Below are 21,075 nucleotides of genomic sequence, written 5' to 3'. Positions count from 1 at the left end.
CCCTTAACCTCCTTCTTAACGCCGTCTACTGGTTGTACGTGGTTGTGTTTGACTTCGTGTTCCCGTTGTTCTGCCGCCTGTCCGTACAGGAGTTCCAACGCCGACATCTTCTCTTGGTGCGGTTGTTGTTTGAGTGCGAGTTCTTGAGCGTCGTGTTGTCGTGGTTGTTGCTGGATCTTGCGCTTGTCGTGTTACGGCTTGTTCTACAGGTTGCTGTACAGCTGGCTGGTCTTGTTGTTCGCTGCGTAGTACCATGCCTTCGGTTGAAAGCCCAATACCCGTACTTGCCCGGATGCCTTTTTCTGTTGTACGTTGACGTTCTGTTGCCACAGCGCCGGTGCCAACGGCACGGCCACGTGTGTCACGCGTTGTCCGTGGACCGCTGCGTACTTGTGTTGGTTCTCGAGTACGTGCTGGGGTTGTTGTTTGACCGAGTAGGGCAAGTTCTTCAGTAAGATCTGTATTTGTTTGTTCACAAATCTGTATGTCTTGATTGAGTTGATCAATTTGATCTTGTACAAACGTCAACTGTTGTATGAAGTTATCACGCTCTGTGATGATAGTTTGTTCGTCATTTTGCAGTGTAGTAAGCTCTTGACGTGCGCTATCACGTTCCGTTTCGCTTTGCAGTTGTTTGTCTTTTTCTGTTTGAAGTTCGGTTTGTAGATCGGCGAGCTCATTTTGTAAGTCGGCAAGTTGGCTGCTGAGTTCAACGATTTGTTTTTGATCACCGCCCAGACTTTGCTGTAAGTCAGTAAGTTGTTTCTCTGTTTGCTGCTGTTCGGTGAGTGCATCATCACGCTCTTGGGTAAGCACTGGAAGCTGGTTTTGTGCTTGTTGTAAATCTTGAACGGCTTTGTCTCGCTCATTTTCAAGAGAAGTTAGCGTTGTTTGTGTGTTGGTTATTTGTGTTGTCAGGTTAGTTATGTCTTGCTGTAGGGTGTTTAATTCATTTTGTTTTTGAGTGAGCTCGTTGGTGAGATCTGTTACCTGTTGGTTACTGCCCTGTTGTGTTGATTGTGCGTTTTGCAGCTGTTGTTGGAGGTCTGTAATTTCTTTTTGAAGGTTTGCTACATCTTGTGTTAACTGATTGACTTCATCTTGCAGTTTTTGTTTGTCTGCAAGGGCGGTGTTCAGGTCTTGCTGAATTTTTGCAATTTCGGGGCTTTGTACGTTTTGTAACTCTTGATTTACTTGGTTGAGTTCATCGCTCAATTTTTGTACTTGGTTTTGTGCGGTAGTTAGCTGTGTTTCAAGTAGTGCTTTTTCGTCATTAATTTGCTGGATGCTATTTTGGGTTTGTCCCAAATCGTTGGTGAGTTTGATTACCTCATTTTGAGCATTGGTTACATCTTGCAGCAGTTGTTGTTCTGTTTGGCTGAGTTGACCTTGGTTTGATTGGATATCAGTAAGCTGCTTTTCAAGGTTTGCAACCTCATCCTGCGCTGATTTTAGGTCGTCATTAAGTTGTTGCTGTTGAGCAACAAGTTGTCCGTGTTCAAGGTCACATTGCCCTCGTTCACTTTGCGCGTTGGCAAGATCTTGTTGAGCTTTGGCTATATTTTGCTGGAGCTGAGTTAACTGATTTTCTAGGTTGTTGCGTTCGGTGCTGCTTGATTGTTGGGTACCTTGTACTTGTTGAAGTTGGTTGTTAAGTTGTGTGATCTGATTTTGTAAGTTGGTAAGATCTTGGTTGAGTTGTGCAACCGTTTTTTCAGCTGCTGCCCTATCAGCGAGTGCTTGCGTGAGTGCATCTTCAAGCGATGTTGTTTCGGCCGTTTGTGCGGCTTGGTTTGCAGCCTTGCGCGAACTTATCTCGCCACTCAGGCGACCAACTTCGCCTTGCGCCGCGGTTAAGTCTTGCTGTGCTTTGCTCAACTCGTCTTGTTTTTCTTTGAGTTGTTGTTGCAGGCTTGCAAGGTCTTGGGTAAGTTTGTCAACCTGGCCTTGAGCGGTTTTGTTCTGCTCGTCGAGATTGCTGATTTGGTTGGTTAGGCTAGCAACATCATCTTGCGCTGTTTTGAGTGTATTTTGTGCGTCGGTTAATTGTTTGTCTTTATTTGCAAGTTCTTGTTGTTTTTGATTGAGTTGCTGTTGTGTACTTGTAAGGTCATTCAGTGTTGTTTGTAGTATTGCTTGTGCATCTTGTAGCTGTTGGGTTAAGTCAGCAACACGATCCTGTTCTTGCTTGAGCTCGCCCTGTACTTGGCTAAGCTGGGTTTGTAAGTTTTGTAGGTTTTGTTGCTCTTGTGCTAGGTCGCTTGTGAGTTTGTTAACTTGGTTTTGTGCATTAAGTTCTCGTTCGGCGCAGGTGTTACTTTCGTTTGTGAGGCGAGTAACCTCAGCAAGTGCTGCGTTCAGGTCATTCATGAGTTTTTCAAGTGCAGCATCACTTGCACTCAGGTCGGTTGATGCTTTATTTACCTGAGTGGTGAGATTATTTGCTGTCTGTTGTGCACTGGCAAGTTCTTGTTGTTTTGCTGCTAGGTCGTTTTGAGCAGTAGTAAGGCTTTGTTGTGCATTTTGAAGTTCTCCCGTTAGACGAGTGACTTCATCTTCAGCATTTTTTTGCAGGGCTTGTGCATCGGAAAGTTGTTTAGTTAGGGTAGTCACCTGGCCTTGGGCATCGGTAAGATCTTTTTGTTTCTGAGCAAGGGCGTCGGTTGTTGTCTTTTCATTTGCTTGGGCATCTGCTAACTGTTGGGTTAAATCACTTACTTGTTTGACGGCGGCCGTAAGCTGGTTCTGAATGTCGGTTAAGCTATTTTCAGCATCTTGCGCTGCTTTTTGCGCGCTTGTAAGTTGATTAGTTAACTGAGTAATTTGGTTACTTGCTGTTTGCATGTCTTGTTGAGCTTGGGTTAGTTGAGGATTGATCTGGTTAAGATCATTAGTTAACCGTGTAATTTCATCTTCGGCTGTTTTTTTATCCGCTTGCGCTTTGGTGAGCTGGTTTTGGAGATCGCTAAGTTGATTGGTTAGACTGGAGACCTGGTTTTGAGCGTCGGTAAGTTCTTGTTGGACTTGGATGAGATTATCCTCAGCAGCTTTTTTAGCAGCGAGTGCTACGTCAAGTGCTGGCTGACTTTGTTGAATCTGAAAGTCGAGATCATTAATTTCTTTACCTAGTTGATTTATTTGATCGGTAAGGCTATTGATTAAAGTATCCTGGTCATTAAGCTGTCTTACCAGATTTTGCTCACGATTTTGTTCATTAATCAGATCCTGTTGAAGTTTGTTATACTGGCTTTGCAATTGATCTTTTTGGATTTGTAAGTTGTCTACTTCGTTTTGTAGATTTGAAACATCTATTTGTTTTTGTGTAAGACTGCTAAGCGCTGTTTGCTCATTTTGTACAGCAGTTGCAAGGTCTTCTAGTGCTTTTTTAAGTGCAGCATCAAGGGTATCGTATTGCTGTTGTAGAGTGCCTTCATCTGCTTGGCAGGTACTGACATCGCTCAGGGCTGTTTGTATCTGGTTGTTCAAGTTTGTGATCTGAGCTGTCAAATCAGTAATTTGTTGCTGCAGTCCAACTAGATCAGGTTCAGCAACCCATTGAGGATCGCTTGGGTTGTTAGTCAATGAGTGCCAGCGATTATTATCAGTTCCAGTACCAGCAAAATTGACTAACGCATTAATTTCAATATCTTTTAGTCGGCCTGAGGGAAGGGCTTGCCAGCCGTTACCTGTTGGGGCTGAGTTTGAAATGCCAGTACGGGCATAAATAGCATAGTTGTTCTGTTGGCTTTGTGTAACCCACACCTTATCTTCCGTTGGATGTGCAGCAATATCAACTGCAGCACCCCCAATTTTTTGCCATTGCGAGCTTCCTGCTGGCATGACATAAACTTCTTTTTCAGTTTGATATTGCGGGTGAGGATCACTGGTCAATGCCCACTTGTTACCTCGTGCGTCAGTAACGGGTGTTTGTAAATTAGGGGCTGTTTGAGCGAGTGTAACATCTGTGACTAAAAAAAGAGTTAATGAGAAACAAAGTAACAGTGATTTTTTTAGATATTTTTTGGTCATTATTCCCCCTTAACCGCGGCAAAACCTTGATGGCTGGCTGCACTATCTCCATCTTGGAGGTACTTTCGTATGCTGTATTGCGCCATTCCTTGAAATGGCTGCATAATTGAGTGTTTTTTGTTACGAGAGTGCCTGAACAAGAGCATAATGCTTCTCCGCTAGGTATTTTCATACAATATTTCTATTAAAAATATATCTATACAATACTATATTACCACCTACAGAAGGTATAAAGTCAAATATTTTCTAAATGAATTTTTTTTATCATCTTCTTCGTGCTCTGCCTGCCGGTTGCGTTGGCTGTGGGGTTTGTGCGTCTCTGAGAGTCCCAGCTCCAACCTCTTGTGTGTCTTGGCGTAAAAACATACCTTGTTGTGATAGACCGATACCAGTAGCTGCTCGTATGCCTTTTTCAGTTGCTCGTTGACGGTCTGTGGTTAACGCGCCAGTGCCAACTGTCTGGCCTGTTGAGCGCTTAGGTTCGATGCGCGTACTCGTTGTTTGCTCAGAACGCTGTTCACGTTCTGTTGGTAGGGCGTTGGCAAGTTCTTGCTCAAGTTGGGCGATGCGTGCAGTAAGCCTGTCAATTTCGGCAAGAGCATTGGTAAGCTCTTCTTGTGTTAGCTGATGAGCGTTTTCGCTATTAGAGAGTGATTTTTGCAGGTTTGCAAGTTCGGCTTGCATCCTGTCATAATCGCTTTGGAGTGACGAAAGTTCAGCAAGGAGTTTGTCCAATTCGGCTTGCGTATTTTGTTGCGTGGTTTGAGCTTTGGTTAGTTGCGCCTGGAGCTGAGTGTTCTGAGCCTGTTGTTCGGCCAGCTGTTCTTGCAGCGTTACTACTTCTTGAGCGTTTTGATCACGCTCTGCGATTGCTGTATTCAGCTCAGTTTGAAGGTCTGTCATCTGGGCTTGTGCCCCTGTTAGGTTATCTTGTGCTACTTTCAGGTCTGCAAGTGCTTTGTCTCTCTCGGCCTCAGAGTTTGTCAGCTGTGTCTGTAGCTGTGTTGCCTGGGCATTAGCATTATCAAACTGCTCTTGAAGGGCTGCTAAATCACTGCTAAGTTTGTTTCGTTCGGTTTCTGCCCCGGCTAATTGTTGTTGTAGGTTGGTCAGGTCAGCTACCGATGTGTCTTGGTTTGCAAGTGCATTGTTTAGATCTTGCGTGAGTTTATCAATTTGTGTCTGATTATCGACTAGCTGCTTGTTAAGCTCGTCAACTTGGGTATTGGCACTAGCCAGATCAGTTTGAGCATTGTCACGTTCTGCTAGGGCGCTGTCACGCTCGGTTTGTATGCTGGTTAACTGTGTTTGTAGGGTAGTGACTTGGGTGTTGGCATCATCAAGTTGCTGTTGTAGTGCACTTGTATCTGCTGCAAGATTATCACGCTCAGTTTGTAGGCTAGTAATTTGTTGTTCAAGGTCTTGAGTTTGTTTTTGACTGTCTGCCAGTTGTTGCTGCAGGTTTGTTAGGTCAACTGCTGAGGCATCTTGGTTGGCGAGTGCGTTGTTCAGATCTTGTGTGAGCTTTTCTATCTGAGCCTGGTTGTCGGTTAACTGTTTGGTGAGATTATTAATTTGAGTATTTGCACTGACAAGATCTTTTTGTGCTTGATCAAGATCTGTAAGAGCTTGATCTCGTTCACTTTGGACGTTTGTCAGCTCTGTCTGAAGTGCGGTTACTTGCTTGTTAGTGTCATCGAGCTGTTGCTGTGTTGTTGCTAAGCTATTTTGGAGGTCTTTGTTTGTTGCATTAGTATCTGCAAGTTGTTGCTGGAGGTTGGTTAGGTCAGCAGCTGTGGCATCTTGATTTGCTAGGGTATTGTTTAAATCATTGGTAAGTTTATCAACTTGGGTTTGGTTGTCAGTTAGTTGCTTGTTGAGCTCATTAATTTGAGTATTGGCTTGGTCAAGATCTTTTTGTGCTTGATCAAGGTCAGCAAGCGCTTTGTCTCGTTCGCCTTGCATGCTAGTGAGTTGGGTTTCAAGGTCAGTAGTTTGTTTTTGGCTATCAGCAAGTTGTTGTTGTAGTGCTGTCAGATCAGATGCGGTAGCATTTTGATTTGCGAGTGCATTATTTAGATCGCCAGTAAGTGTATCAATTTGAGCCTGGTTGTCGGTTACCTGTTGATTGAGAGCATCAATTTGAGTGTTGGCGTTGTTGAGGTTTGTTTGAGCGGAGTCAAGGTCAGCAAGTGCTTTGTCACGTTCACCTTGTGTAGTAGTAAGTTGTTGTTCAAGGTCGGCTACTTGTTTTTGGGTATCGTCAAGCTGTTGTTGTAGGGTGGCTACGTCATTTACAAGCTTGTCTCGTTCGGCTTGTGTGTCGGCAAGTTGGGTTTCAAGGTCAGTAGTTTGTTTTTGGCTGTCTGCAAGTTGTTGCTGTAGAGCAGTCAGATCAGATGCGGTAGCATCTTGATTTGATAAAGCATTATTTAAGTCGTTTGTAAGTTTGTCGATCTGGGCCTGGTTGTCGGTTAATTGTTGATTAAGTGTGTCAATTTGAGCGTTTGCTTGATCGAGGTCTTTTTGTGCCGTGTCAAGAGAGCTAAGTGCATTATCACGTTCCCCTTGTGCATTGGAGAGGTTAGTTTCAAGATCAGTAATTTGTTTATTAGCATCATCAAGTTGTTGCTGGGTGTTGGCCAGGTCATCTTGCAATTTTTGTTGTGTGTTTGCAAGGTCGGTTATTTGCTTGCTTAGGTCATCAACTTGCTTGTTAGCATCATCACGTTGTTGTTGTGTTGCAGATAGATCATTGTTGAGCTGGTCACGTTGTGCAAGTGCATCATCAAGTTGTTTTTGTAGATCAGCAAGATCTGCATTGGCTTTATCCAGTTCTGACTGTCTTTGTGTAAGCTGTCCTTCAAGGTCTTGAATTTGTTGTTGAGCCTGGTTGAGGTCTTTTTCTGCCTTGCTTAGTTCTTCCGCAGTTGCTCCTTGATTGTCAGAAATCAGGGTTATCTCATCATTAAGACGTTTAATTTCGCTTTGAGCGTCAGTTAACTGTTTATTGAGATCATCAATTTGCTTGTTGGCATTGTCAAGCTGTTGCTGTGTTGTGTTGAGATCACTTGAGAGTTTGTCTCGTTCATTGTTAGCGGTATCTAATTGTGTTTGTAGATCAGTAATTTGCTTGTTTGCGTTGTCAAGATCTTGTTGTGATGATGACAAGTCGTCTTGTAGTTTTTTGTATGTACTGTCAGCATCAGCAAGTTGTTTGGTAAGGTCGTTAACGTTTTTATTGTTATCATCAAGTTGCTGTTGTGTGGTTGTAAGATCATTGTTAAGTTTATCGCGTTCAGCATTGGCCGTATCAAGCTGTGCTTGAAGGTCGGTAACTTGTTTATTTGCATTATCAAGATCTTGTTGTGATACAGCTAGGTCATCCTGTAGTTTTTTATTTGTGTTATCAGCGTCAGTTAATTGTTTGTTTTGGTCATCAATTTGCTTGTTGGCATTGTCAAGCTGTTGCTGTGTAGTTATAAGATCATCGTTAAGTTTATCTCGCTCTGTTTGTAGGTTGGCAAGTTGTTTAGTCAAGTCGTCAACCTGTGTATTAGCGTTGTTAAGATCTTTTTGAGCAGTATCAAGGTCGGTAAGTGCTTTGTCTCGTTCATCTTCGGTGCTGGTGAGCTGGGCTTGCAGGTCGGCAAGTTGTTTATTTGAGCCATCGAATTGTTGTTGTAGTGCAGCTAGATCGTTAGATAGTTTATCTCGCTGTGCAACTACATCATCACGCTGTTTTTGCATGTCGGCTAGATCAGCATTAGCTTTATCAAGTTCTGCTTGTTTTTCTGTAAGCTGTTGTTCAAGGTTGGTCACTTGCTGTTGCACTTGTGTGAGTTCTTTTTCAACTTTGCTCAATTCTCCAGCTGTTGCATCTTGGTTGTCAACAATGAGTGTGATTTCATCATTGAGTCGTTTTATTTCACTTTGTGCATCGGTAAGCTGCTTGTTAAGGGTATCAATTTGAGTATTTGCGTTGTTAAGCTCTTTTTGCGCAGTGTCAAGGTCTGCAAGTGCTTTGTCACGTTCCCCTTCGGTGGTGGTGAGCTGGGTTTGTAGGTCATCTTCATCAAGTTGTTTTTGTGTGTTAGCCAGGTCAGCGGCATTTTATCGTTGCATCAACAAGCTTCTTTTGCGCAGTGTCCAAGGTCGATTTCATAGTGGTATTGGTTTGTAGGTCGGTAAGCTGTTTATTAGTGTCATCAAGTTGTTTTTGTGTGTTAGCCAGGTCAGTGGCATTTTTATCGCGCTCAGCAGTTGCATCGGTAAGCTGCTTGTTAAGGGTATCAATTTGAGTATTTGCGTTGTTAAGCTCTTTTTGCGCAGTGTCAAGGTCTGCAAGTGCTTTGTCACGTTCCCCTTCGGTGGTAGTGAGCTGGGTTTGTAGATCGGTAAGCTGTTTGTTAGTGTCATCAAGTTGTTTTTGTGTGTTAGCCAGGTCTGTGGCATTTTTATCGCGCTCGGCAGTTGCATCGGTAAGCTGCTTGTTATGGGGTATCAATTTGAAGTGTTAGCGCTATTAAGTTCTTTTGTGCGGTGTCAAGGTCTGCAAGGGCTTTGTCCCGCTCCCCTTCGGTGGTGGTAAGCTGGGTTTGTAGATCGGTAAGCTGTTTATTAGTGTCATCAAGTTGTTTTTGTGTGTTAGCCAGGTCAGTGGCATTTTTATCGCGCTCAGCAGTTGCATCGGTAAGCTGCTTGTTAAGGGTATCAATTTGAGTGTTAGCGCTATTAAGTTCTTTTTGTGCGGTGTCAAGGTCTGCAAGGGCTTTGTCCGCTCCCCTTCGGTGGTGGTAAGCTGGGTTTGTAGATCGGTAAGCTGTTTATTAGTGTCATCAAGTTGTTTTTGTGTGTTAGCCAGGTCTGTGGCATTTTTATCGCGCTCAGCAGTTGCATCGGTAAGCTGCTTGTTAAGGGTATCAATTTGAGTGTTAGCGTTGTTAAGCTCTTTTTGCGCAGTGTCAAGGTCGGCAAGCGCTTTGTCCCGTTCCCCTTCGGTGGTGGTGAGCTGGGTTTGTAGGTCGGTAATTTGTTTATTAGTGTCATCAAGTTGTTTTTGTGTGTTAGCCAGGTCAGTGGCATTTTTATCGCGCTCAGCAGTTGCATCGGTAAGCTGCTTGTTAAGGGTATCAATTTGAGTATTTGCGTTGTTAAGCTCTTTTTGCGCAGTGTCAAGGTCGGCAAGTGCTTTGTCCCGTTCCCCTTCGGTGGTGGTAAGCTGGGTTTGTACAGCTGAAAGATTAGCGTTGAGCTTGTCAATGGTTACTTGGTTGTCAGTTTGTTGTTTTTCAAGCTTGCTAATTTCTTGTTGGGCTTGCTGAAGATCTTGCTTAACTTTGTCAAGCTCTTCAAGCGTTGCGGTTTGGCTGTCATTAAGCTGTTGGAAATCATTGTTAAGTTTTGCTACTTCGGCCTGAGCTTTAGTGAGCTCCTGTTGGGTTGTTTCAAGATCAGCAAGGGCCTTATCACGTTCTTGGGTGAGGGTAGTAATTTGGTTGTTGAGGTTGTCAATTTGAGTATTAGCGTTATTAAGATCTTTTTGTGCAGTATCAAGGTCGGTAAGTGCTTTGTCACGTTCCCCTTCGGTGGTGGCGAGTTGGGTTTGTAGGTCGGTAATTTGTTTATTAGCGTCATCAAGTTGTTTTTGTGTGTTGGCCAAATCAGTGGCATTTTTATCGCGCTCAGCGATGGCGTCGGTAAGTTGTTGGTTGAGGTTGTCAATTTGAGTGTTAGCGTTACTAAGCTCTGTTTGGGCGGTATCAAGGTCGGCAAGTGCTTTGTCCCGTTCCCCTTCGGCGGTGGCGAGTTGGGTTTGTAGGTCGGTAATTTGTTTATTAGTGTCATCAAGTTGTTTTTGTGTGTTGGTCAGGTCTGTGGCATTTTTATCGCGTTCAGCGATGGCGTCGGTAAGTTGTTGGTTGAGGTTGTCAATTTGAGTGTTAGCGTTACTAAGCTCTGTTTGGGCGGTATCAAGGTCGGCAAGTGCTTTGTCACGTTCCCCTTCGGCGGTGGTGAGCAGAGTTTGTAGGTCGGTAATTTGTTTATTAGTGTCATCAAGTTGTTTTTGTGTGTTGGTCAGGTCTGTGGCATTTTTATCGCGTTCAGCGATGGCGTCGGTAATTTGGTTGTTGAGGTTGTCAATTTGAGTGTTAGCGTTACTAAGCTCTTTTTGTGCGGTGTCAAGGTCTGCAAGTGCTTTGTCCCGCTCCCCTTCGGTGGTGGTGAGCAGAGTTTGTAGGTCGGTAATTTGTTTATTAGTGTCATCAAGTTGTTTTTGTGTGTTGGTCAGGTCTGTGGCATTTTTATCGCGTTCAGCGATGGCGTCGGTAAGTTGTTGGTTGAGGTTGTCAATTTGAGTGTTAGCGTTACTAAGCTCTGTTTGGGCGGTATCAAGGTCGGCAAGTGCTTTGTCACGTTCCCCTTCGGCGGTGGTGAGCAGAGTTTGTAGGTCGGTAATTTGTTTATTAGTGTCATCAAGTTGTTTTTGTGTGTTGGTCAGGTCTGTGGCATTTTTATCGCGTTCAGCGATGGCGTCGGTAATTTGGTTGTTGAGGTTGTCAATTTGAGTGTTAGCGTTACTAAGCTCTTTTTGTGCGGTGTCAAGGTCTGCAAGTGCTTTGTCCCGCTCCCCTTCGGTGGTGGTGAGCAGAGTTTGTAGGTCGGTAATTTGTTTATTAGTGTCATCAAGTTGTTTTTGTGTGTTGGTCAGGTCTGTGGCATTTTTATCGCGTTCAGCAGTTGCATCGGTGAGCTGTTTGTTGAGAGCGTCAATTTGAGTGTTAGCGTCGTCAAGCTGTTGTTGTGTTGTTGCTAAGTTTGTATCACATTGATCACTTTGAGCCGTCGCTTGTGAGAGTTGCGTATTGAGGTTGTCGATTTCATTGTTAGCAGCTGTGAGGTCGCCTTGGGTTTGCGTTAAGTTGTTTTGGAGGTTATCACGTTCTTGGGTGAGGGTAGTGATTTGATTGTTGAGGTTGGTGATTTGTTGGTTAGCGCTGTCAAGGTCGCCTTGAGTTTGCGTTAAGTTGTTTTGGAGGTTATCACGTTCTTGGGTGAGGGTGTTGATTTGATTGTTGAGGTTGGTGATTTGTTGGTTAGCGCTGTCAAGATCGCCTTGAGTCTGTGTTAAGTTGTTTTGGAGGTTATCACGTTCTTGGGTGAGGGTAGTGATTTGATTGTTGAGGTTGGTGATTTGTTGGCTAGCGCTGTCAAGGTCGCCTTGAGTTTGCGTTAAGTTGTTTTGCAGGTTGTCACGTTCTTGGGTGAGGGTAGTGATTTGATTGTTGAGGTTGGTGATTTGTTGGTTAGCGCTGTCAAGATCGCCTTGAGTCTGTGTTAAGTTGTTTTGGAGGTTATCACGTTCTTGGGTGAGGGTAGTGATTTGATTGTTGAGGTTGGTGATTTGTTGGCTAGCGCTGTCAAGGTCGCCTTGAGTTTGCGTTAAGTTGTTTTGCAGGTTGTCACGTTCTTGGGTGAGGGTAGTGATTTGATTGTTGAGGTTGGTGATTTGTTGGTTAGCGCTGTCAAGATCGCCTTGAGTCTGTGTTAAGTTGTTTTGGAGGTTATCACGTTCTTGGGTGAGGGTGTTGATTTGATTGTTGAGATTGGTGATTTGTTGGTTAGCGCTGTCAAGATCGCCTTGAGTCTGTGTTAAGTTGTTTTGGAGGTTATCACGTTCTTGGGTGAGGGTGTTGATTTGATTGTTGAGATTGGTGATTTGTTGGTTAGCGCTGTCAAGATCGCCTTGAGTCTGTGTTAAGTTGTTTTGGAGGTTATCACGTTCTTGGGTGAGGTAGTGATCTGGTTGTTGAGGTTGGTGATTTGTTGGTTAGCGCTGTCAAGATCGCCTTGAGTTTGCGTTAAGTTGTTTTGGAGGTTATCACGTTCTTGGGTGAGGGTAGTGATTTGATTGTTGAGGTTGGTGATTTGTTGGTTAGCGCTGTCAAGATCGCCTTGAGTTTGTGTTAAGTTGTTTTGGAGGTTATCACGTTCTTGGGTGAGGGTGTTGATTTGATTGTTGAGGTTGGTGATTTGTTGGTTAGCGCTGTCAAGATCGCCTTGAGTCTGTGTTAAGTTGTTTTGGAGGTTATCACGTTCGGCAGTCACATCTGTTAATTGCTTATTAAGTGTTCCAATCTGTGTATTGAGATCGTTAATTTGTTTGTTTGCGGCTGCAAGCTCTTGGATTTTGGTATTTAGATCTTGTTGTAGGGCATCTCGTTCAGAAGTTGCCTGATTCAGCTGAGTAGTTAGATTTGAAATATTTTGATTTGCTTGATCAAGTTCACCTTGCTTTGTGTTTAAATCATTTTGTAAGTTGTCACGTTGAGCAATGGCGGCATTAAGATCGTTGGTCAGAGTGCTAATTTGCTTATTAGCATTGTCAAGTAAAGCAAGTGTGTTGTTGAGGTCACTAGTGAGTTGATTTTTCTCTGTGGTTAGAGTGTTTATTTGTTGATTTGCATTAGCAAGGTCATTGAGTGCATTATCACGTTCTGTTGTTAGTGTGTTGACTTGATTAGTCAGTGCAGTGACTTGATTAGAGAGAGTAGTTGCTTGATTTTGTGCTGCGGTCAGATCAGTAAGTACTTGGTCTCGCTCAGAGGTTAATGTATTTACCTGTTGTTGAGCTGTATTTAAATTAGCTAGTGCGTTATCACGTTCTGTTGTGAGTACATTTACTTGATTAGTTAATGTGGTGATCTGGTTTGTCAGGGTTGAGTTTAGCCCTTGTTCTGTAGCTAGGTCGGTTAGGGCTTTATCGCGTTCGGAAGTTAGTGTGTTGATTTGGTTAGTGAGTGTGTTGATTTGATTATTAAGTATTGTTATCTGATTTTGTATTGTGCTTAGGTCAGTAAGTGCTTTATCGCGTTCTGAAGTTAAGGTGTTGACTTGGTTTGTTAGTGTTGTTATTTGTTGCTGCGCAGCATTTAAATCTGTCAATGCTTTGTCTCGTTCCCCTGTGAGTGTGGTAATTTGATTGGTTAGTGTTTTTACTTGAGTATTACATGCATCTAGATCTGACTGAAGGGTGACAAGGTCAGGTTCGAGTGTCCATTGTGGGTCTGTTGGGTTGTTGGTTAGGGAATAATATTTTTGGTTGTCAGTACCAGTCCCGGAGAAGAACCCAAACGAGTTTATAGAAATATCTTTGAGTGCCCCCTGAACGGCTTGCCAACCAGAGCCACTTTGTTGGGAATCAGTAATGTTTGTCCGAGCGTGAATTTTGTAGCCAAGTTGCTGACTTTGCGTGACCCAAACTTGGTCAAGGCTAGGATGTGCTGCGATATCTTTTGCAGCGGCAGGAACTTGTTGCCACTGTGTGCTACCCGAAGGCTGAAAGTAAAGTTCAAAATCATTTGCCTGAGTGGGGTGAGGTGTTGAGGTTAGTGCCCATTTGTTACCACGGCGATCAGTTATTGCCTCTTGTAATTGTGGACCTGTTACAGGTGGTTGCAACATGGGGCCGGGAGTAGTGTAGTTGATGGGATAAAAAATAACTGGTTTGTTGGCATGAAAGGTACCTACAACGATAAGGTTTTGGCTTTGATTTTGGGGATTCTTGATGCGAACATAGAGTGCGAGTTGGTCTTTTGCGGGGTCGTTGGCGGCACCGAGTTCTGCCTGAAGATCTGGGAAATAGATGAAGCCATACTGTTGTAGATTTTGTTTTATTTGTGCTGTTACATCATTGGATTGGGTGGGATATGTTGCGCCAATAACTTGCATAGGAATTGGGGCGATCATGCTGGGAAATCCGTCGGGTAGTGTTTTTGTTGTTGGGTCAACGTCAGGTGTGGTGGTTTCACTGACTGCCATTGCAAGTACCTCACCCAGATGAGAGCCAAATCCTTCTGGAGATCTGAAGTCGAGGCGGTACGTTTGTGTTGTACCTAAGGCATCTTTAGCCGACAGTGAAACAGCAAGTTGCTTCTTTTGCCCAGGAAATGGGTCCTGCCCAAAATAGGCTGCCATGCCGGCAGGCATGTTCAAATATTTATCTGCATTAAGTTGCTGAGAAAGTGTTGTTTGGACATTTGGATTGCTTTGACCTTCAACGCCATACCACGCCCCCGAAATAGTAAAGCTTGCAGGGGTTGGTGTTATTGGTGTAGGGGGTGCGGTTTGTGGGGGTTGTAGCATAATAGATTCAAAGCTTGCGTAATCTAAGAGATAGAGGAAGAGTGGTTTATTGTCTGTGACACGAAATGTGACATCAATGTTTGTGCCTTGTGATATGATGTTTTCAATACGTAGGGTAATTGTGAGAGTATTGACATTGGTGTCAGCGTTGCCGAGCAACTGTTTGATATTTGGGGCAAATGGAAAGCCATTTGCTTGAACATTTTGTTTAAGCTGTGTAGTGACATCGGTTTGAGTTGAGCCAGTAGTATATGTTGCATTAACGACTTGCATGCTTGCTGGTGGATAGACTGGGGGGAAAGTACTAGGAAGAGTTATTGTTGTTGGGTCAACTTCCCGTGTTAATGCTTGAGATACGGGAGCTGTTGTGATTTCCCCGATGTATGAACCTTGCCCTTCTGGCTGTAAGTGATAAATTTGGTGGCTGGCTGCAGAGATGGTTCCATACAAAAGAACTTTAGGATTACCTGTTGTAGCAGGCTGAGAAAAATAAGTGTTTAGATTTGCAGGAAGATCAAGCATAGCATCTTGTTGAAGTTTTTGCGTCATGATTGATGTTATATCAAGGGCTGTGCCAAAGAAGTCGTAATATCCAAAGGCAACAGAAAAGGTTGCGCCAGTTTGCACTGGAGCTGTCGGTAGTGGTTGAATGTTAATGTTTTGAAATTCTACTGCTAGGTCCCAACCGCCAAAACCAACGTAGATGATGTTAGCGATAGTGCTAGGGTCATTAAGTTCTATAAATTTGTTTTGGTCGTACTCTGTGCCTTTACCAATTTTTATAAGACCCCCATCAATGGACATCCAATAGTCATGGAAGTTTGTGGTGCTATCAGTACCTACAGCTGCTAGTTGTTCTATGCCACCAAGTCTTTGAATAGCTGACTGAGTATTACTCCATCCACCAATAATTGCTTTATAAGTCTGATTGTTTTGTGCTGCTTTGAGTTGAGAAAGGTCAACATAAATATCATTCCCTTTTGCTTGAAATTTAATGAGGCCTCTATTTGGTTCAGGTAGCTGCCATGCATCATTAAATGTGGTTCCCGCTGGTGGATTGTGTGTATGTTTGGTTGGGTCAAATGGGAGCGCTGCTGGGGGTCTACCACCAGCATAAATTTTTGTTAGTACGCCGCTGGCGGATTCCCATGCCATGTTGTTGACATCAGCGGTTGCTGAAAAAACAACGCTTTGATTTGTTTGAGCAGTCCAGCAGTGGTTGTTGACGGATACAGCAATATTGCTACTACCGGTGCCACAGTCCTTCCATCCTGTCCCTATTTGGTCTGTGCTGGTGACACCCGTTCTGCCAAAGATTACGGCTGAAGTATTTTTCCCCCACACTTGCCCATTAGGACCAACAGCAATGTGGTTAAGTCCGCCCGCAACGATTTGCCATCCAGTTCCCTTAAAATTTGAACTAGTTACACCTGTGCGATATTTAATTTCATTGCCACCAGTTACGCCTGTAGTGCTTAACGCCCAAATCGAGCCGTTAGCGCCGACTGCAACCTGGGCAATATTCTGATCAACAACTTCCCAAGTGGTTCCCATGGGCGCGGCTTGAGTAATGCCAGTTCTGACAAACAGTGTGTTGCTTGAGTTTTTACCCCAGAGTTGGCCGTTAGGGCCCAGGGCAATTTGGTTTAGTAGTCCTGATACTTGGGTCCAGCTGCTACCTTTAGGGTTGTCTTGTGTAATGCCGGTTCTGAAAAATATTTGGTCACTGAGGTCAATAGCCCAGACAGAACCTTCGGGTGAAACGGCAAGTTCTTTAGCCTTGAGCCCAGTAATTTGAGACCAGCTGGTACCTTTAGGCACCGCGGTGGTAATGCCCTCGCGAAAGAAGATGTCGTTTGTTGAGGTTATGCACCAGACGTTGTCTTCCATGCCGGTTGGTGCTGGCATAGGTTCTGTTGAACTGGCTGGTGAGTCAGGTTGAGTGAGATCTTTGTTTTCTACTTGGTCTACTCGAAACGTTGTTCCACTGCCAGGTTGTGTCCCTAGTGCTTTTCGATAGTCAGTACCTGTGTATTCATTGTCTCTGCGGACATCGATGGTGACTGAAGACATAATCATGTAACTGTTTGTTGCTTGGTGTTTGAATTGGACTAGATCAGTATGATCCCAATTTGCACCAGTTGCTTTTCCATCAATCTGAACAATCCAGTAGCGATTAGTAAGTTCTTGAGCCGATGAATAAGGATCATCAGTCCATTTGATGGGTGTCCCTCCTGTGGGAAGTGTTCCAGATGGGGCAACGTTTCCAAATGCTAGACCCGCTTGTGTGTACATAGAATAGTTATTTTTCCAACCGTTTCTGAGTTGAATGACATCACCATTTTTGACGATGCCAGTCTTGCCTGAAGGGGAATCAATAACCCAGCGGCTTCTGGCGTCGTTGGCAGGGGCTCCGTGAAATAAATGCTTTTGTGGCTCCCAAAGCTCCACGGGAGAGCCAACCACGGAAGTGTTTCCTACGGTGAAAAGTAGTGCTGCATCACCGTATTCAATACTACGTGTGTGTACAGAATTTTGCAGTGAAAGTACTGTCGTTACTATGAAAAGTAACGACAGTAATCGTTTTCTGTTCATCATAGCACCATGATTGTTCTAATAGCTCTCTTGTACGCAGTTATGAGCTTTGGTTGTAGTGATTGCAACATGCAAAGAAGCATTCCCACTTCTCCCCTCAAAATCGAAAAAATGCTTTATATAAAGCCATGTTTGGTGTTTTTTATATTTTTGTCGCTTTTTGAATGCATAGTTCTACACAATTAAGAATAACAAAATATAGCAATGCATAGTCAATAATTCTATTTGAAAATAAAAAAAATAAAGAAGGATGAGTGGCACTTTCAGAAGGGGAGTTGGTATGAATGTTTGTCAAAAAGTTTTTCTTATGATGGCTTTAATTGGAAATTTAAGGGTATATGGCCTTATAGTGGAGGTTGACGTGCTTTCAGGACCTGGTGACCAAACTATTCATGTGCTTGCTGTGGATGGACAAGACTTTTCGCAGCAGGAGCGAGCAACCCTGCAGGAGGTGCAGATGGACGTACTGCGTGTGCAACAACAGCAGGATGATGATATGGCCTGGCTTGCGCTTGATTGGCGGGGAATTTATGATTTTCAGCAAGCACGGGAGATTTCTGGAGGTATGGGTGCGTTATTGTATGAGGAATGGGCTCGACGTGATGCTCGGCTTGAAAATGTTGAGTGTCGCTACTGGCTTTTGGGGTATCAAGATTTTTTTACACCTATACCGCCTCTTTGGGGGTTGCCGCCAGAGGGAGTGCAAGAGGGTCGCACACTCAATGTTTATGACATAACCTGGGATAAACTCTTTGAGGAATACAATAAGTTACGGTGTGCCATTATTGAACGTGCTTCGAGATTGGGACTCACCGTTATTGACGAAGCACTTTATGAGCTGAGGGATTTGTACAATGAGCTGAAAGAGCTGAAGGGCGAATGCGATGGAAGTACCAGTTTATTAAAGCTTGCAACTGACTGTTTTATTAGTGAGCTGAAAAAACAGCAAGGCAACGATTATGACAGGTCAAAATTTGTTGTAGAAGCGCTTGAAAATGCCGTAAATAATTTTATGCAGATATATCCAACAATGTCTAATGAGTCGTGGCAAGGATTTACTCATTGGCAGCAAAGTCGTCTTAAACTATTACAAGAAGGTTATGGCATTGATTTTGAAGCGTTTGGCTATACAAAGAAATATGCTCAAGTTAGTGAGGTTATAGAAAGGATGGGAGACCTTTTTTACACATTAAGTGTGTTACTTAGTATTTTTGAAACCAACGATGTGTCAAGAATTGTAGTTGTGATCGAAATATATCAGCTTGATCTTTTGAAAAAGTTGTTGTTGCCATGTGGATACCGATCTATTTTTACCAGGCCGGATTGTGATTCAAAGGCACGCTTTGTAGGTACTAGGGATTTGGAAGAAGCATTCTGCCAAAAGCTTTCGGGAGGGCGTCAGACAAGCATAGCTGTTGGTGACACTTTTTCTCCCGGTTGTAGTGAGGAGAAAGGGGCAGGCCTGAGTAGTTTTTCCAATGACCCGTAAGATTGTGGGGGGCTGACTATTTTTTGTCGGCCCCAGCAAGACTTGCGAGGTTTTAATTTGTATTTCTTTAGGTTATGATTTGTACAAAATCATAGAGTCTTTTGCTGTAAATGTTAGATTGGTTTTGTCATTAATGCCTCTATTAGAGGCTGTCGAGATATTGCGACTCGAGAAAGCGGAAAGCAAAAGTTTTTGAAAAATTGATAAAAAAACTTTTTATGGCTTGCAAAGTGTCAGATCATTTGATACATTTTTGCAATGTTTTAGCAGCAAAAGATCCTGTACAAAATTATTTTGGCATATTAAACTCTAAAACGCGTGATAATTTGAATCTGTTGCCGAGGTGGCGAAACTGGTAGACGCACTGCTTTAAGGGGGCAGCGGGAGAAATCCCATAGGGGTTCGAGTCCCCTCCTCGGCACCATTTTTTGTACCAATTTATTTTCAAAAGGGAGTATTAGATGAATACCCAGGCGCGACTTGGCCGAGTTCTTTTTTCTCCGTTTATGCTGTGGATTGCAGCCCTTATCGTCTGTTCCTACTTTATTTTTTCATTTGATAAAAAAGCACTTGTTGTTGAAGTGGATAAGCAAGAGTCTATTTGGGATAGCGTACAACGTTATGGACGGGCTCTTAAATTGACCCATGTCAAAAAAGGAATTGATTTAGCGGGTGGAACGTATTTGGTGCTTGGTGTTGAACTTGAAAAAGCAATTGAAAATAAGTTGGCTCTAGAAAATAAAAACTTTGATACTTTGTTTCAAACAAAGGGTTTAAGATCGCTTCCTACTAAAAAACAAGTACTTGGTGATCGTATAGAGCTTGAGTTTGCAAATGATGAAGCCGCTCGAGCCTGCGCTAATTTACTGAAGGATGTGCGCAAGGGATTGCTTCGTGTCAAGCAGTCTGAGGCTGCAGTAGAGGTAATGCTTGCACCTGAGGTTGAATTAGAAATACGTACTGGCGCAATTGAACAGGCAGTTAATGTACTAAGTAATCGTTTGGGTGGTTATGGGGTTGAAGGTATTGTTGTGCAAGAACATGGTGATCGCCAAGTTGTGGTACAACTTCCTGGTATTGACGATCCTGAGCATGTTAAATCAGTGATTACAAAAACCGCACACCTGGAATTTAAAATTGTCGAGAAGGTTGCAGCGACGAAAGATAGTTTGTTGGACGACTTTGATCATGATTTGCCATCTGATAAGATGATTATTCCTGGTCGAGTGGAAGAGGGAGAACAGGAAACGCGTTGGTACCTAGTTTCGGCTTTTCCTGACCTTACGGGTGATCGTATGGTTTCAGCTCGTGTAGAGTATGATGAGTTTAACCGCCCAGTTGTTAGTTTTAAACTTGATAGCGCCGGAGGCCGTGAATTTGCAGAGTTAACAGGTAATAATATTGGCCGTAATTTAGGTATTATTATTGATGATGTTGTTTACATGGCGCCAAACATCAAGCAAGAGTTGAGTGGGGGTTCTGGACAGATTTCGGGGAACTTTACGCGCAATGAAGCATTTGATCTTGCGTTGGTCCTTAAGTCCGGTGCGTTGCATGCGCCACTCAAGATTGAGCAGGAGAATCGTGTAGGGGCTTCTCTCGGACAAGATTCGATTAATAGTGGTATTATGTCATGTTTGATAGCCTTGCTCTTGGTATTTATATTTAGCATCTTGTACTACAAAATTCCGGGTTTATTAGCGGTTATTGCACTTGTATGTAATATTTTCCTAACACTTGTTTGTTTATCTTATCTTAAGGCTACATTGACGCTTCCTGGTGTTGCTGGTATAGTACTTACCATTGGGATGGCTATCGATGCTTCCATTTTGATCTATGAACGAATTAAGGAAGAGCTTGCAGCGGGTACAGGCCTGCGTACTGCTATTAACCATGGGTTTGGTGGTGCGATGGCTGTTATCATGGATTCTAATATAACGACCTTTTTGACGGGTTTGGTGCTTTACCAATTTGGTGGGCCGGCTATTAAAGGTTTTGCCGTGACGTTGATGGCAGGGATTGTGGCAACACTGCTTTCGGGTATTTATTTCCTCAAGGCAATGTTTGTTTTCTTGCTTGATATGTTTGGCATCAAAGAAATGAAATTTTAGTCAATTTTCGTGGCGGCGTAGCTCAGTTGGTTAGAGCGACGGAATCATAATCCGTAGGTCCTGGGTTCGAATCCCTGCGCCGCTACCATTTCCCTTGTAGAAGTTATGTATGAAGCCTCTCCCTTTTTATTACTAGTATTAGCGTATCTGGTTGGGTCCTTTCCAACAGGGTACGTTTTTGCTCGCTTAGCAAAAGGGATTGATATCACGAGGCATGGTTCTGGTAATATCGGTGCAAGTAATGTTGCACGAGTCTTAGGCTTGCAGTATTTTGCGTATATTTTTTTTATTGATGCTGCAAAAGCATTTATTTTTCTGAAGTGTGTTGCTTGCCGGATAAATGGTTCTGATTCAGCTCAGTACTTTTTGTATGTGCTGGCCGCAGCGTTGCTTTTAGGTAATGCGTTTTCAGTTTTTTTGAACTTCAAGGGTGGGAAAGGAGTTGCTACTGGACTTGGCATCGTGACATACTTTGTACCGTTCCCTTGTATTATCTTGTTTGTACTGACGTGGCTAGTTATGCTTGTTGTTTTTGCACAGCCCTTTATTGCATCACTTGTGAGCATAGCAGTGCTCCTTGTTTTTTATGCTGTATTTTATGGGCTAGATACGTTCTTTACATTTTTGGTTTGTTTGTTTATCTGGTCATTGGTTATGCATTACCAAAATATTATAAATTTTTTACGGCACAATCTGAGAAGGTGA

The 21,075-nt window shown here is 43.3% G+C and carries 12 protein-coding genes and 2 tRNA genes; 9 read left to right on the top strand and 5 right to left on the bottom strand.

The genetic code is table 11. The annotated features are described in order from the left end of the window. Positions 1-15: 15 nt before the first annotated feature. The 4 genes from H6679_05165 to H6679_05150 all read right to left on the bottom strand — a co-directional run bounded on the left by H6679_05165 (position 16) and on the right by H6679_05150 (position 9,691). Complete coding sequence (locus H6679_05165; GenBank protein MCB9493635.1) at positions 16-4,029, bottom strand: hypothetical protein; 4,014 nt, start codon at positions 4,027-4,029, stop codon at positions 16-18. 264 nt (positions 4,030-4,293) lie between these two features. Next, complete coding sequence (locus H6679_05160) at positions 4,294-7,893, bottom strand: hypothetical protein (GenBank protein MCB9493634.1); 3,600 nt, start codon at positions 7,891-7,893, stop codon at positions 4,294-4,296. A 238-nt stretch (positions 7,894-8,131) separates the two neighbouring features. After that, positions 8,132-8,536: a hypothetical protein gene (locus H6679_05155; protein MCB9493633.1), complete on the bottom strand. Its 405-nt coding sequence runs from the start codon at positions 8,534-8,536 to the stop codon at positions 8,132-8,134. An 18-nt stretch (positions 8,537-8,554) separates the two neighbouring features. After that, positions 8,555-9,691 (bottom strand): hypothetical protein, encoded by a 1,137-nt coding sequence (locus H6679_05150; protein MCB9493632.1) that lies wholly within the window; start codon positions 9,689-9,691, stop codon positions 8,555-8,557. Positions 9,692-9,859: 168 nt separating this feature from the next. Between H6679_05150 and H6679_05145 the strand changes: the two genes are divergently transcribed. Genes H6679_05145 through H6679_05130 form a run of 4 tightly spaced genes read left to right on the top strand, consistent with a single transcriptional unit; the run spans position 9,860 to position 10,690 of the window. Then, complete coding sequence (locus H6679_05145; protein ID MCB9493631.1) at positions 9,860-10,060, top strand: hypothetical protein; 201 nt, start codon at positions 9,860-9,862, stop codon at positions 10,058-10,060. Positions 10,061-10,069: 9 nt separating this feature from the next. Then, positions 10,070-10,270 (top strand): hypothetical protein, encoded by a 201-nt coding sequence (locus tag H6679_05140; GenBank protein ID MCB9493630.1) that lies wholly within the window; start codon positions 10,070-10,072, stop codon positions 10,268-10,270. A gap of 9 nt (positions 10,271-10,279) precedes the next feature. Continuing rightward, positions 10,280-10,480: a hypothetical protein gene (locus tag H6679_05135; protein MCB9493629.1), complete on the top strand. Its 201-nt coding sequence runs from the start codon at positions 10,280-10,282 to the stop codon at positions 10,478-10,480. 9 nt (positions 10,481-10,489) lie between these two features. Further along, the gene (locus H6679_05130; protein MCB9493628.1) at positions 10,490-10,690 is read left to right on the top strand and encodes a hypothetical protein; all 201 of its coding nucleotides are present in this window, start codon (positions 10,490-10,492) and stop codon (positions 10,688-10,690) included. 1,097 nt (positions 10,691-11,787) lie between these two features. Here the strand turns inward: H6679_05130 and H6679_05125 are convergent. Continuing rightward, the gene (locus H6679_05125) at positions 11,788-16,770 is read right to left on the bottom strand and encodes a hypothetical protein (protein ID MCB9493627.1); all 4,983 of its coding nucleotides are present in this window, start codon (positions 16,768-16,770) and stop codon (positions 11,788-11,790) included. A 280-nt stretch (positions 16,771-17,050) separates the two neighbouring features. On the opposite strand from H6679_05125, the gene H6679_05120 reads away from it, so the two are divergent. From H6679_05120 to H6679_05100, 5 genes are all read left to right on the top strand, one after another. Next, complete coding sequence (locus H6679_05120) at positions 17,051-18,259, top strand: hypothetical protein (GenBank protein ID MCB9493626.1); 1,209 nt, start codon at positions 17,051-17,053, stop codon at positions 18,257-18,259. Between the two features lie 337 nt (positions 18,260-18,596). Next, positions 18,597-18,683, top strand: a tRNA-Leu gene (locus H6679_05115). A gap of 37 nt (positions 18,684-18,720) precedes the next feature. Next, positions 18,721-20,370, top strand: coding sequence for a protein translocase subunit SecD (gene secD / locus H6679_05110; GenBank protein ID MCB9493625.1), 1,650 nt, complete (start codon positions 18,721-18,723; stop codon positions 20,368-20,370). Between the two features lie 11 nt (positions 20,371-20,381). Next, positions 20,382-20,458 (top strand) — tRNA-Met (locus H6679_05105). A gap of 17 nt (positions 20,459-20,475) precedes the next feature. Then, positions 20,476-21,075 carry a glycerol-3-phosphate acyltransferase gene (locus tag H6679_05100; GenBank protein ID MCB9493624.1) on the top strand — a complete coding sequence of 200 codons (600 nt, stop codon included), beginning with the start codon at positions 20,476-20,478 and terminating at the stop codon, positions 21,073-21,075.

It is taken from the genome of Campylobacterota bacterium (assembly GCA_020633995.1).
Taxonomy (GTDB): domain Bacteria; phylum Babelota; class Babeliae; order Babelales; family RVW-14; genus JACKCO01.
The sequence above is the reverse complement of the archived record's forward strand: the minus strand, read 5'-3'. Positions and strand labels throughout refer to the sequence as shown.